Annotated in this window: 10 protein-coding genes and 1 tRNA gene; 4 read left to right on the forward strand and 7 right to left on the reverse strand. The window is 70.8% G+C overall.

Translation table 11 applies throughout. The features are described 5' to 3' along the window. Positions 1-32 precede the first annotated feature (32 nt). Positions 33-1,991 (forward strand): hypothetical protein, encoded by a 1,959-nt coding sequence (locus IT359_04405; GenBank protein ID MCC6928218.1) that lies wholly within the window; start codon positions 33-35, stop codon positions 1,989-1,991. Positions 1,992-2,172: 181 nt separating this feature from the next. Beyond that, a complete protein-coding gene (locus tag IT359_04410; GenBank protein ID MCC6928219.1) occupies positions 2,173-3,486 on the forward strand; it encodes a M20/M25/M40 family metallo-hydrolase in 1,314 nt (437 codons plus the stop codon). Between the two features lie 59 nt (positions 3,487-3,545). Here the strand turns inward: IT359_04410 and IT359_04415 are convergent, their stop codons facing one another. Both IT359_04415 and IT359_04420 read right to left on the reverse strand, forming a co-directional pair. Beyond that, on the reverse strand, positions 3,546-4,640 hold the full coding sequence (locus tag IT359_04415) for a patatin-like phospholipase family protein (GenBank protein MCC6928220.1): 1,095 nt from the start codon (positions 4,638-4,640) through the stop codon (positions 3,546-3,548). 74 nt (positions 4,641-4,714) lie between these two features. Continuing rightward, positions 4,715-4,786 (reverse strand) — tRNA-Cys (locus tag IT359_04420). A gap of 172 nt (positions 4,787-4,958) precedes the next feature. Between IT359_04420 and IT359_04425 the strand changes: the two genes are divergently transcribed. Further along, a complete protein-coding gene (locus IT359_04425; GenBank protein ID MCC6928221.1) occupies positions 4,959-5,942 on the forward strand; it encodes a threonine/serine dehydratase in 984 nt (327 codons plus the stop codon). A 95-nt stretch (positions 5,943-6,037) separates the two neighbouring features. Here the strand turns inward: IT359_04425 and IT359_04430 are convergent, their stop codons facing one another. From IT359_04430 to IT359_04450, 5 genes are all read right to left on the reverse strand, one after another. Continuing rightward, entirely contained in the window at positions 6,038-6,685 is a 648-nt protein-coding gene (locus tag IT359_04430) for an LUD domain-containing protein (protein ID MCC6928222.1), read from the reverse strand. Then, positions 6,682-8,109: a lactate utilization protein gene (locus tag IT359_04435; protein MCC6928223.1), complete on the reverse strand. Its 1,428-nt coding sequence runs from the start codon at positions 8,107-8,109 to the stop codon at positions 6,682-6,684. Before IT359_04435 ends, IT359_04430 begins: the two co-directional genes overlap by 4 nt. A 1-nt stretch (position 8,110) precedes the next feature. After that, the gene (locus tag IT359_04440) at positions 8,111-8,866 is read right to left on the reverse strand and encodes a (Fe-S)-binding protein (protein MCC6928224.1); all 756 of its coding nucleotides are present in this window, start codon (positions 8,864-8,866) and stop codon (positions 8,111-8,113) included. An 18-nt stretch (positions 8,867-8,884) separates the two neighbouring features. Next, positions 8,885-10,228: an amidohydrolase family protein gene (locus tag IT359_04445; protein ID MCC6928225.1), complete on the reverse strand. Its 1,344-nt coding sequence runs from the start codon at positions 10,226-10,228 to the stop codon at positions 8,885-8,887. 98 nt (positions 10,229-10,326) lie between these two features. After that, positions 10,327-11,430, reverse strand: coding sequence for a hypothetical protein (locus IT359_04450; GenBank protein ID MCC6928226.1), 1,104 nt, complete (start codon positions 11,428-11,430; stop codon positions 10,327-10,329). Positions 11,431-11,590: 160 nt separating this feature from the next. Between IT359_04450 and IT359_04455 the strand changes: the two genes are divergently transcribed. Then, positions 11,591-13,075, forward strand: a complete 1,485-nt coding sequence (locus IT359_04455; GenBank protein ID MCC6928227.1) for a response regulator — start codon at positions 11,591-11,593, stop codon at positions 13,073-13,075. The last annotated feature ends 199 nt before the right edge of the window (positions 13,076-13,274 follow it).

Consider the following 13,274-nt stretch of genomic DNA (forward strand, 5'->3'; position numbering starts at 1 on the left):
CCCGATTCGTATCCGCTACCCGGAGCCAACTCATGCGGTGGACCGTTCGCCTCGTGCGCGTCGCGGTGCTCGCGATCATGGTCGCGAACCTGTCGTCCTGCTTCCTCTTCTGCGCCCTGTCGCCAACCGCGTGCAAGGCACCGCCGTCGAGTCAGCAGATCGTGGCGCCGGTGGTCTCGGTAAGCGCGTCGCCGGCGCGGCTGGACGTCGTGGCCGGCTCGACGACGACCTCGTCGCTGTCCATCTCACTCGCGGGCGGGCCCTCGGGTGCCGCGCTCTCCCTGGGCGGCTCCCTTCCCGGTGGCGTCACTGCCTCGTTTGTCCCAGCGACGGTGAGCGGGAACGGGACGTCCATGTTGACGCTGTCGGCGGCCGCCAACGCCGCCCCTGGACTCTTCCAGTTCGATGTGGTGGCGACGAGCACCGGGAGCGCCACGGCCACTGTGGGAACCACCCCCATCACGGGCGAAGTGCTCCGACCGTTCCGCCTGTCCGGCGTGAACGCGCAGACCATGACCGTGGGGACGTCACGCGACATCGCCGTCGCGGTGGCGCGCGCCACCGGCTTCACGGCGCCCGTCACGTTTTCCGTCGATCCCGCCACCCTTCCGGCGGGGAGCACTGTCACCTTCGCCCCGTCGTCCACGACCTCGAACACGTCCACGCTATCGCTCGCTGTCCCCCAGGGAGCATCCACCGGGCAGTACCTCGTGCGGCTCTACGCCACGTCTGGCGGCTCGGCCGACACCGCGCGCTTCCTCCTCGACGTGCAAGCCGCTCCAGTGCCACCCGACTTCAGCATCGTCGCCACGCCGGCGCAGGTGGACGTTGCACCTGGCGGCTCAGGGCTCGTGACGCTGTCCATCACGGTCTCGCAGGTCGGGCTGGGGCCGGTGGTCCTGTCGGCGGGCGCACTCCCGCCGGGCACGACGGCGTCGTTCGCCCCGCCGAGCCTAACGAGTGGGAACGCGCAGCTCACGATCGCCACGTCGGCCGCCACCCCGGACGGTCTCTATCCGATCGTCGTGACGGGGACGGCGGGGAGCCTCGTCAGGCAGGTCACCGTCACGCTGGGCGTCACGACGCCGGCTGACTTCCAGCTCGCCGTCACCCCGGCATCGGTGACCGTCCCGGCCGGCGGGAACGCGCAGGCGGCGGTGGCCATCCAGCGCACGGGAAATCCGGGCGCCGTCACCCTCGACGTGACCGGGCTCCCCGCCGGCGTCACCGCCACGGCGAATCCCGCCAGCGTTACCGGGAGCACCAGCACCCTCACCGTTGCGGTGGGGGCGAGCGTTGCAGCCGGGAGCTATCCGCTCGTGGTGCGTGGGGTGGCAGGGTCCATCACCCGTACCGTGCCGCTGACGCTCGTGGTCCCCGCGGCTCCGGCGCCGCTGGTCACGATCCAGCTGCTGACGCCTAACGTCTCCATCGCCCCGGGGGGGACGGCGCTCGTCCCCGTGCGGCTCACGCGCACGGGATCGGCCATCGGGCGGTTCCTCGAGCTGCGCGTCGCCGGCCTCCCCGCAGGCGGCAACGCGTGGGTCACGCCGAGCTTCACGTACGGCGACACCGCCACGCTGCACGTGATCGGTGGAGTTCCGGGGAACTATCCCGTCGCCGTCACCGTGGTCCTTGGCGCGGTGCTCCCGACGGCGACCGCCTCGGTCACCGTGACGTCGTCCAGCACGCCCGACTTCTCCCTCATCCCATCGCCGACGACGCTCACCATCACGCGGGGTATGTTCACGCCGATCTCGCTCTCCATCATCCGCAGCAACGGCTTTGCCGGCGCGGTGACGCTCGCCGGGATCCCCGACGACGTGAGCAACTACGCCGTGAACTTCACGCCGGCGCAAACCACCGGCAACAGCGCGGCGATTGCCGTGTACGCCAGCCCCCTCGTCACGGCGGGGGTCCACATTCTCCGGCTGCGGGGGACGAGCGGATCGATCACGCGCACGGTCTCGGTGACACTGCTGGTGCAGTAGACGCCGGCGCGCGGGAGCTTTCCGGGGTGACGGCACCGCGGCGCGGGGACATACTGGGGCGGCTCGCGGCGCGCCGCAGACCGGGAGTGGGCGTTGCGCCATCCCGGCTGCGCAGCGCGCCACGCCGCTCCCCCGTACAAGAGGCACACCGCGCCTCCGTCGCCTCATCCCCCTCCCCGCCATGCGCCACGTCCCCCCTCGTCAGGCCACCCTCCGCCGCCCGACGCGCGTCGTCGCATCGTACGCCGCGTCATCTGTCGCAACGTGCGTCGCATTGCTCATCGCCTCGTTGGCGTTCGCCGCGCCGGTGCCCGCGCAGGCCACCGCTCAAGCAAACGCGCGAGCCACCGCGCAGGCCGCCGCTCCCGACTCTGCCGACCCGGTCGCCTTTCTCGTGAGCCAGCTCGACCTCGAGCGCTACAAGGCAACCATCAAGGGGCTCACCGCGTTCGGCGACCGTCGCCAGGGGACGGCGCGCAACCGGGCCGCGCTCGATTGGATCGAGGCGCAGCTCAGGAGCTACGGCTGCACGCCAGAGCGCCTGACCTACGACTTCACCCCGCCGCCGCCCGTGCAGCGCCCCGCCGGTGCCGGTCCCGGGCAGCGACCGGCGACGCCGCCACGCGCTGGACAGGGCGGCTCGCGCTTGCGCGGCAACCGCGCCCGCACCGGCGTCAACAACGACTCGCTCGCCCAGCCTGACGCGCGACTGCGCGAGCTCAACGCCGAGGCGAGCGTGCCCGGGCAGAGACAAAACGTGTATTGCACCAAGGTGGGAACGGTGCATCCCGACGAGATGTACATCGTCGGCGCGCACATGGACGGCATTGGCTGGGGCGAGGCCGCCAACGATGACGGCTCCGGGACGGCGCTGGTGATGGAACTGGCGCGCGTCTTTTCCATGCCCGGCGTCACGACGGAGCGCACGATCCGCTTTGCGCTGTGGAACAACGAGGAGACGGGACTCAACGGCGCGCGCGCCTACATCGCGCAGCGGCAGGCGCTGCAGGGGAAGGAAGAGCCGGCCGGGTCGGGGAAGTACCCGGAGCCCAGGTGGCTCGGCATGATCCAGCACGACATGATGCTGTGGGACCACGGCATGCCGCGCGCGGACGGGACGCTCAACCCCGAGCAACGCCCCGAAGCCGACGTGAACGTCGAGTTCCAGTCCAACTCCAAAATGGCGGAGCAGTCGGCCAGGCTCGCCTGGTTCTTCCACGCGGCCAACGAGAAGTACGCCACCGATTACCCCGCCACGGTGGGTCCGCACATGACGAACACCGACTCCGGACCATTCCAGGACCTCATTGCGTCCATCTCGCTGCGCGAGAACGAGCGCGGCGCGCACACCGGCGCGGGATGGAACCCGCACTGGCACCAGCCTACCGATCGCTACGCGACGTTCAGCGACAAGGACTTTCGGCTCGGGCTGAACGCCGCGCAGACGACGTTGGGCGCGCTGGGGCTGCTGGCGGGGGCACGGGTCGCGCGTTAGGCAGAGACTGCGGACGGGGGACGGGAGTGCGAACGGCGCCTGACGGCGCCGTTCGCGTTTCACCAGGGTTGGAGTCGGGCGGCGACCTCTCCCGTCCTCAGCAGGTCGGCCAGCTCGTCGCCCAGGCGCTCGCTTTCGTCGACCACGCGCTGCCAGGTGACCTGGCGCGTCGCATCGTCCATTGCGTAGAAGTCCCGCCGGTCGGGGATCTTTCCGCGGGGGAGCGCGCGCACGAAGTCGTCACTCGGCGCAAGGAGCAGGGCGCGTCGGAAGTTGGCGCCGCCGGAGCGGCGCCAGCGCAGCGACTTGTCGAACCACCCGGGGACCACGTGGCTGTAGAAGTGCGGATAGAGCACCAAGCCGTCGCCGGGGCCAAAGTCCAGGTCGAGGTGATAGTCGAGCACACCGCCGTCCCAATGCACACCACGCGGCGTCCCGGGGATCTTCACCGCCTCCATGAGCAGCGGGATCGATCCCGACGCCGTGAGTGCCGGGAGGAGGTTCTCGCGCGTGAGGGTGACGTGCTCGGTGGGGAGGTCGGCGAGCGACCGAAAGGGCGAGCGGTCGCCCGCCGAGTGGAAGATGAAGCGCGTGAGCTGCAGGGCGAGCGACTTGCGGCTGACGAGGTTGCCGGCGGCGGCCAGCGCGATCCCGGCCGTCAGGAGCAACCGGCGCTCGCTCGCCGCCAGCCCGCGCCCGTGCGTGGTGATGATGTGCTGGCGCGCCCACGGGTGCGACAGGATCTCGTCGGTCCCGGTGTCGCCAAGGATGAGCGTGAGGCAGCGCGTGAGGACGGCGGTGACTTCGCGCGTGGACGGCTGCTTCGAGTACCGCTGCTCGTAGATGTAGGCGTGATGGCCGCGCGCCAGCGCCGCCACCGGGTCGCGCTGCCCCAGGCAGGCCATCCGCCAGCTGCCGATCGACGACCCGATGAGGTGCAGCGTGCGTGCGCGCGGCTCGGCGAGGAAGCTCCCGAACAGGAAGCGATCGAGCCCGGCGATCGCCAGCCACTTGGCCCCGCCCGATGCCCCCGGGATGATGTCGATGTCGGCCGCGCGAAGCCCCCGTTCGCGAATGAGGCGCATGGCCTCGGGGCCGGCTCGAAGGGTCAGGGCACGCACGGAACGCGCTTCGTGTTGGAGGGGCCGGGGCAATCGGAGCGAACCCAAACGGCACGCGCGCCTCGCGGCGCTTGGCCACGAGACGCGCTGATTGGGTACCGATCGAGAGGTGCCGGCCGGAATCGAACCGGCGAATAGCGGTTTTGCAGACCGCTGCCTTACCACTTGGCTACGGCACCGTGGGATGGGGGAAGGTAGGGGGGCGTCCCGGAGTCCTCAAGGTGACGGGCGACGGGCGAACCCGCGTCGCCCACGGCGCCACTCGCATCGCGACGCGCCTTCTGGTGCGCGACGCGCCTTCTGGCGCGCGACGCGCCTTCTGGCGCGCGACGCGCTGGATAGATTCGCCGCATGACGACCTCCGCAGCCGAGTCGGCACCGGCGCCTTCCCCGCTCGTCTCCATCGACGTCATTCGTGACGCGCACACGGCCATCGCCCCGTACGTGCATCGCACCCCCGTCGCGGGGTCGGCGTACATCGGCGAGAGAGCCGGCGCCCGCGTCGTGCTCAAGCTCGAACTCTTCCAGAAGACAGGCTCGTTCAAGGTCCGTGGCGTCATCAACACACTGCGCCAGCTGACAGATGACGAGCGCGCGCGCGGCGTGATCTCACTCTCGGCCGGGAACCATGCGCAGGCGCTGGCCTGGGGGGCGCGACAGTTTGGCATCACCGCTACCATCGTGATGCCGGCGACCGCGGTCCCGTCCAAGGTTGCGGCAACAAAGGGTTACGGCGGGAACGTGGTGCAGACCTCGGATGACCTCCTCGCGACCGCGCTCGAGCTGCAACGCGAGCGCGGCCTTACGCTGGTGCATCCCTTCGACGACGCACGCGTGATCGCGGGGCAGGGGACAGTCGGGTTGGAGATTCTCGCGCAGGTCCCCGACGTCAGTTGCGTCATCATCGCCTGCGGCGGCGGCGGGTTGATCTCCGGCGTGGCGGCCGCCATCAAGCAGTCCAGGCCATCGGTGCGTGTGGTGGGAGTCGAACCGTCGGGTGCCGACGTAATGACACGGTCGCTTGCCGCCGGGGCGCCGCAGCGCATGGCGAAGCTCGACACCATTGCCGACGGGTTGGCCGCTCCCTTTGCCGGCGTCCGCAACTTTGCGCACTGCCAGGCCTGGGTGGACGAGTGGTTCGTGGTGCCTGACGAGGAGATCGTCGACGCCATGAAGGTGCTGATGGAGCGCACCAAGCTCTTCCCCGAGGCGGCGGGGGCGGCGGCGGTGGTCCCGCTCCTCACGGGACGCCTCGCCTTGCCGTCAGATGCAACGGTCGTCCCCATCATCTGCGGCGGCAACGTCGACCTCGCTCGGCTCAAGGCGCTGCTCTGACCGGCAGGTGCGCGTTAGGGCATGTTTCCGCGAACGCCCCGCGCACGCTCCGCGCACGCTCCGCGCACGCTCCGCGCACGCGCGACGGTCGCTCGTCAGCCGTCGATGAGGGCGACGGTGAGCCCCTTGGCACCGTGCGCCCCGATGACCAGTGACTGTTCGATGTCAGCGGTCTTGGACGGCCCCGCCAGGAAGAGCCCGAACGACTCGCGTCCCACATCGACCGCGGCATAGGCGGCGTGCAGGTCGGCAACGATGGCCGCCGACTCGAGCACCACGATGACCTCGGTGGCGAGCAGCAGCGCCGCGCGCTGCCCGAGGCGCGAGGTGGGAAGCCAGATCGCCGAGCTTTCCGCCACGCCGATCTCCCCCTCGCACACGAAGAGGTCGAGCGTCGCCAGTTCATGCGGGTCATCGGGAACCGCCATGTTGCCGTGCACCGCGTCGACCATCGAGAGAACCACTGGGTCGCGCGCACCGTCGCCGTCCACGCGGAGCGAGTCGGCGACCGACGCCGCCAGCTGCGCCACCCCGGCGCGTGTGGTGCGCACCACGCGCGCTGCCGCCCCCTGTGCCGATACCATGAAGCGATCGACGAGCGCCGAGCGCGTTGCCTGCGCGCCGTCCGCTCCGCCGGGCCATTCTCCAACTGTGGGCAGCGACGGTAACGCGGGAGCGGCGTTGCCAAACGTCGCCACTCGTGCGGCGCGTACCGCGCGCAGGATCTCCTCGCGCGCGCTCACGATCGGCCCGGCCGGTTGGCGCGCACCCAGTCGCGGAAGCTCCCGCGCGGGGGCTCCGGAAGGGCACGTCCCGTTCCCCATCCCCCCGCCAGGCGCCGCGCCAGGCGTGGCGGGAGCACGCGCAGCATGCCGCGCGCGACGCGTCCCGCCAGTTGCAACAACGCCGGGTCGGCCAGCACGCCGCCCATGGCACGCAGCCACCATCGCTTGAGCGGCGGCGCGCCACCCGCCGCCATCACCAGCTGGCGCCAGCGATACAGCTGCTGGTCCAGGTCGACCTTGACCGGGCAGACGGCGCTGCACGAACCGCACAGCGTGCTGGCGAAGGGGAGCGCCGCGTACTTCCGCACGTCGAGTCCCGGTGTGAGGACCGAGCCGATGGGCCCGGGGATCGTCGAGCCGTAGCTGTAGCCTCCCGAGCGACGATACACGGGACAGGTGTTGAGGCAGGCGGCGCACCGGATGCACTTGAGTGACCCCCAGAAGTCGCCGCGCCCTAACTGCGTACTGCGCCCATTGTCGACCAGAACGACGTGCATCGCCTGACCGGGGCGCGGTCCGTGCACGTGCGAGGCGTACACGCTGCTCGCCTGCCCGGTCGCGCTCCGGGCGAGCAGGCGCAAGAAGACGCCCAGGTCGGCGGCACGCGGGATGAGCTTCTCGATCCCCATCGACGCGATGTACACCGGCGCGAGCGCCGTCCCCAGGTCGGCATTCCCCTCGTTGGTGATGACGACCACGCCGCCGGTCTCGGCGATCGCGAAGTTCACCCCGGTCATCGCCGCGTCGGCGCCGAGGAATCGCTCGCGCAGGTGGCGCCGCGCCGCAGCGGTGAGTGCATCGGGATCGGCGAGCCCCGCCGGCGTGCCGAGCTTCTCGTGGAAGGTTGCGCCGATCTCCTCCTTCTTCAGGTGGATGGCCGGCATCACGATGTGCGACGGCGGCTCGTTTCGCAGCTGCACGATGCGTTCGCCCAGGTCGGTGTCGACGACCTCGATCCCGTGTCGCTCGAGGTGCGCATTGAGCCCGCACTCCTCGGTCAGCATCGACTTGGACTTCACCAGGCGCCGCGCCCCACGCGCGGCGAGAATGCCGAGCACGATCTCGTTATGCTCGGCGCCGTCGCGCGCCCAGTGCACCTGGATCCCGCGCGCCGTGGCCCGCCGTTCGAACCGCTCCAGGTACTCGTCGAGCCGGGAGAGGGTGTGCGACTTGATTGCGGACGCGAGGTCGCGCAGTCGCTCCCACTCCGGAACGCTGGCTGCGCCGCGGTCTCGCTTCTCGCGCACGAACCAGAGCGCACCGTCGTGCCACGTGGTGCGGTCCACGTCGGCCGTGAATCGCTCGGCGCCGGCGGCATGATCCACCGCGCCATGGGCGTCGAGGATGGGGAGTGTGCGGCTGGCGGTGGACGATGCGGTCACGTCACGCTCCCCCGATCCCCGACGCGGTGGCCAGCAGCTGCGCCACGTGCAGCATGGGAAGCGTCCGCCCCGCGGCGCGCCCGATAGCCGACAGATGCAACATGCACGACACGTCGGTCGAGACCACCGCGTCGGCCCCGCTGGCGCCGATGTCGTCCAGGCGGTCGCGCCCCATGCGTGCCGACACCGCGGGCTCGCCAACGCTGAAGCTCCCGCCAAAGCCGCAGCACTCGTCGGGGCGCTGTAGCGGCGCGAAGGAGAGGCCGCGCACCGTCCCCAGGACGGCCCGCACCTTGTCCATGGCGGGGAGCATCCGCTCGCTCGGTGTCGCCAGCTGCAAACCGCGCAACGCATGGCAGCCGATATGCACGGCAACGCACCGCGTGTCCGACGCCGCCAGCGCGCGCAGGCGGTCGAGGCCAATCACGTCGTGCAGGAACTCGCAGAACTCGTACGTCCGCTGCGCAACGGGGCCCCCCAGGCGCGCCACCTGCGCCGCATGCTGGCGCACGTGCGTGGTGCAGCTCCCCGACAGGACGATCGTGTGCGTGAACGGCGCGAACGTCTCGACCAGGAGGCGCAACGCGGCATCGCCCGAGCGGGCGTCGCCGGCGTTGGCTGGCGGCTGTCCGCAACACGCCGCCCCGCCGGGGAGCGCCACCTCGACGCCCAGTCGTTCCAGCAGCTGCACGGCGGCAATCGCCACGCCGGGCGCCAGTTGGTCCACGAAGCAGGGGGCGAAGAGGGCCGCGCGCATCGCGAGGGCGAGCCGGACTCAGCGCCCCGATGCGCGCGCGGCGCGCCGCGCCCCGTCGACCAGCGCACCGCGCGCCGCGGCATCATACGCTCGGCCATTGGCCACTACCGTGTGGATGCGCGTCAGGTTGCCGATGTCGGTGAGCGGATTGGCGTCGAGGATGACGAGGTCGGCGAGGCGCCCCGCCGCCACCGCGCCGATGGAGTCGGTGGCGAAGTATCGCGCCGGCTCGGTGGTCACCGTGCGCAGCGCCGCGCGCGGCGACAGCCCCGCCTTCACCAGCAGCTGCAGCTCCCCCATCAACCCCTTCCCCGGCCCCCCGGCGGCCAGCGGCGTATCCGTCCCGCCGAGGAGCGGGACGCCCGCCAGATGCAACGCGCGCACCAGCGCCAGCCGCTTCTCGAACAGCTTCCCACCCGCCGCCACCGTCGCCGGTGGCGGTTCGCTCGGGAGTTCCATTTCCAGCGCGATGCGGCGCATGAGCGTGTCGTTGTAGAACTGCGCCGTGCTGTCGCCGGCCACGATCGTGGGACGCATCGTCGCCAGCGCTTCCTGCACGATGAGCGTCGGCGTGACCCACCGGCGCGCCCTGGCCAATTGCGCATACACGCTCGCCTGCGACGACGAGGTGCAACCGCCCATGAGGAAGCGCTGCAGCGGGGCGCCTCCGGCAATGACCGCCGAGTCGGACGCCGAGCACTGATTCACGAAGGCGTAGAGGTGCTCCTGTGAGCGCTGCCCCTCCCGCGCCGCCTGCACCGGCGTGCGCGGCAGCGCCACGTGCCCGGCGTACACGACGTTGCGCCGCCTGGCCTCCGCGGCAATCACGCGCGCCGCCGGTGCCGGGATCCAGTTGTGGACCTTGATGAAGTCCACGCCTAACGCGACCAGCGTGTCGACCCCGCGCACGGCACTCGCCGAGTCGGTGACGACGAAGTGCTCCATTCCGAACGCCGGCGGGAGGGGGCGCCCCACGAGGTACGGCCCCGACACCACCATGCGCGGCCCCACCAGCGTCCCCGCCGCAATGTCGCGCTGGAAGGCTCGCAGCGTCGCCAACCGTCCGTTCATGTCGCGCACCCCGGTCACCCCGTGCGCGATGTACAGCGGCAGCAGCGCCCGCCCGCCCGAGAAGTCGTTATGCACGTGCATGTCCCACATGCCCGGGATCACGAACTTCCCCGTGGCATCGATCACCTGCGCCCCTGCCGGCAGCTGCACGGTCGCACTCGGCGCCACGCGCACCACGCGCGTCGCCCGTACGAGGATGGTCATGTCGCGACGCGGCGCGGCCGCGTCAGGGTCGATGACCGTGGCGTGCGTGATGGCGAGAAGCTGCAGCGCGAGGGCGAGGGCAGGCATGGTCGTGTGGGCGGGCCGGATCACTCCGCGTGATGCGCGAGTCGCCTTCATCCTACTCGGCGGCGTCGCAGACGCCATGGCTGCCGACGCCTACGGTATCACGAGCGCCGCTTCCACCACCCGCTCTCCCAACGCGCGCTCGTCCCGCGCACGTCGATGTGGGCAAATGGCCCGCTTGGCCCCGTGGCCTGGTACGTCCCCAACCCTCCCACCAGGTCGGGGTGCGCCTTTTCCACGCGCGCGATGGCCGCGATGATCGCCGCCGTGTCGCGCAGGTCGATCACGCCGTCGCGATTGAGGTCGTCCATCCGCCCATTGCCGTCGTCGTCGATGATCAGGTCGGCCGCATCGCCAAACTGGTGGCGCGAGGCGCGCGCCATTCCCTCGCCCACGCCACGATCGTTGTAGTACGGCGCGCGAAAGCCGGACAGGACCACCACGTGCCCCGTGGGAATCCCGTGCGCGGCGAGATCGGCAAGCACCAGCTCGAGCTTGTCGATCAACTTCTCCTCCAGCACGACGTACTTGGGCCACGTGTCCCGCTGGTCGTGCGTGAGGAAGTCGCCCAGCGTGAAGTGCTCCGACAGCCGCAACGCGACGTTGTCCGGCGTCACCTCCACGAAGCCGTCGGGATTGAAGTAGTTGCGCGCCATGATCCAGCGCTCGGCGGGCCAGCGTCCCAGCCGGTAGCCGTTGAGCACGTCGCCGCGCTTGCTCCCGAACGGACGCAGGACGATGAGGGCGAACGGGAGCGAGTCGGCGCCACGCGACGTGAGGTGCACCCCCGGTTGCTTGAGCGCTCGCTCGCCGTAGCGCTGCACGAAGCCCGGAATCGCCAGCGCCTCGGCCGCGGTGAGTGCCCGGAAGTGGAGCGCTCCGCTATGCCCGGCGAACGAGTCGGGGAGCGACACACTCGCCGAGGCGGGAAGATCGGGGATCGGCGGCAACTCGCCGGGACCGATGGAGAGCGTTCCCCCGTCGCCGCCGCGCACCAGGTCGCGCACCACGCTCACCGACTTGGCCACCGCGACGATCCCCGCCAGGGCGACGACACCAATCAGGATCTTTCGTCCCCACGACGCGAGCGTCCCTGACCCGGTGGGCCGGGCGCCACGGCGCGCATCGCGCGCATCACGCGTCGCAGTGCTCGGAGCGTCGGGCGAGGACCCCGGCTCGGCGCCGGGTGATGCGTCGGGCGACATGTCTGGAAGGTAATGGGTGCCGGGAGGCGGCATTCATGTGATGATCGGGTCCTAACGAGACGGGGCCGACTGTAGGGCGCATCGCACGGCGCAACGGTGACCCGCGAACACCGCAACCCATTCGTGTTGCCTGACTCACCCGCTGCGCGTTTCCCCATCGATGGTCCCTTCTCCATATCCCGCCGATCCCGCCTTTCGCGCGATCGCCGACGCGCTGGACGACGCCGTCTTCATTGTCGATGAGTGGTGGCGCGTGCAGTGGCACAACGCCGCCGCCGGCCGGCTCATGGAATCGAGCGGTATTCAGCGCGATGGCGGTGAGTTCCTCGCGCTGTTCGGCAGCACCACGCGCGAGCGCATCGTCCTCGATGGCGCCGTGGGTGCCGGCGAACGGTGGTGCGCCGAGGGCGAGATCGAGGGATCGGGCGTACACGCGGTCGCCATCACCATTGCCGCGATGGATGGCGCGGCACCTCCGGGATGGCGCTCCGCACAACTGCGCGACCTGGGAGAGGTGCGCGCGCTGGAGTCGTCGCTGCGCGAGGCGCGCACGCTGGAACGTGTGGGGCGCCTGGCGCTTGCCCTCTCGCACGAGTTTTCCGAGTTGCTCACGGCGATCTCGGGTTCGGCCGACCTGATTGCCAGCGAACTGGCACCGCGCGACCGGGTGCGTGGCGACGTGGAGACGATACGCGAGTCGGCAGAGCGCGCCGCGGTGCTGATGCGCGAACTGTCGCGCGCCGCACAGACGCGCACCACCGCGCCGCAGCGCATCGACATCGCGCGCGCGATTGCCGCGCTCGAGACCACGGTGCATCGCATCGCCGGCGATCGCGTGCAGCTGGTGCTCGACCTTGCCCCCAACGCCGGACAGGGGGTCATCGACCTTTCGCAGCTGGAGGCGTCGATCCTGCACCTGGCGCGCAACGCGCGCGACGCGATGCCCGATGGCGGTGAGCTGCGCATCGTGGCGCGCGCTATCGACTGCCAAACGCCGCGCCGCGCGGTGCACGCGGTCATGCGCCCTGGGCGTTACGCCTGCATCGAGGTTCGCGACACCGGACACGGGATGGCGGCGTCCACGCTCGAACGTTGCTTCGAGCCGCTCTTCTCCACGCGCGGCGGCGAGGGGCTGGGGCTGTCGCTCGTCTTTGGCGCCACGGCGCAGATGGGCGGCTACGTGACGTGCGACTCGCGCCCCGGCGACGGGACATCGGTTGCGCTCTACCTCCCGACGCTCGCCGACGCCCCGGCGCGCGCGCTCGACGTCCCCGCGTTCTCCCGATCGGTGCTGGTGGTGGATGATGAGGAGGTCGTGCGACGCATCGCCGCACGCACGCTGCGCCGCGAGGGGTACCGCGTGTCGGAAGCGGCGGGCGCCGACGAGGCGCTGGCGCTCGTCTCGCGCGACCCGTCGGTGGCCGACCTGCTGGTGACCGACGTGCTGATGCCCGGGCTGAGCGGCGTGGAGCTGGCGAGCTGCATGGTGGCCGCCCGCCCCGATGTGCGCATCCTCTTCTCGTCCGGGGCGTCGGCGCTGGACGCCAGTGACGCCTCGCGCCTCCCGCGGGGGGCGGCCTTCCTTCCCAAGCCATTCACTCCCAAGGCGTTGGGCGACCGGGTGCGATCGATCTTCGGTCTATAGGACGCTCGGGTGCGGCGCGTCCCGGCCGTCAGTACCACCCCACCTGTACGACATTTTGTGCGGATTGAGCACGCCCGATTGCGTTCTGCCGGTCGTACTCGCTTAATTTCTGCGCGGCGCTCACCGAATCGTGCGTGATTTGCACGTTCGGCTGCACACTTCGACTGGGCGGCACGCTTCTCGCCAGTCAGTCGGTCGT

The sequence above is a fragment of the Gemmatimonadaceae bacterium genome (assembly GCA_020852815.1).
Lineage (GTDB): Bacteria > Gemmatimonadota > Gemmatimonadetes > Gemmatimonadales > Gemmatimonadaceae > SCN-70-22.

What these genes read in the sequence shown, in the direction of transcription:
- IT359_04410 (MCC6928219.1), top strand. Translation starts at nt 2,173, where the DNA reads ATGCGCCACGTCCCCCCTCGTCAGGCCACCCTCCGCCGCCCGACGCGC.
- IT359_04405 (MCC6928218.1), top strand. Translation starts at nt 33, where the DNA reads ATGCGGTGGACCGTTCGCCTCGTGCGCGTCGCGGTGCTCGCGATCATG.
- IT359_04450 (MCC6928226.1), bottom strand. Translation starts at nt 11,430, where the DNA reads ATGTCGCCCGACGCATCACCCGGCGCCGAGCCGGGGTCCTCGCCCGAC.
- IT359_04425 (MCC6928221.1), top strand. Translation starts at nt 4,959, where the DNA reads ATGACGACCTCCGCAGCCGAGTCGGCACCGGCGCCTTCCCCGCTCGTC.
- IT359_04440 (MCC6928224.1), bottom strand. Translation starts at nt 8,866, where the DNA reads ATGCGCGCGGCCCTCTTCGCCCCCTGCTTCGTGGACCAACTGGCGCCC.
- IT359_04455 (MCC6928227.1), top strand. Translation starts at nt 11,591, where the DNA reads ATGGTCCCTTCTCCATATCCCGCCGATCCCGCCTTTCGCGCGATCGCC.
- IT359_04445 (MCC6928225.1), bottom strand. Translation starts at nt 10,228, where the DNA reads ATGCCTGCCCTCGCCCTCGCGCTGCAGCTTCTCGCCATCACGCACGCC.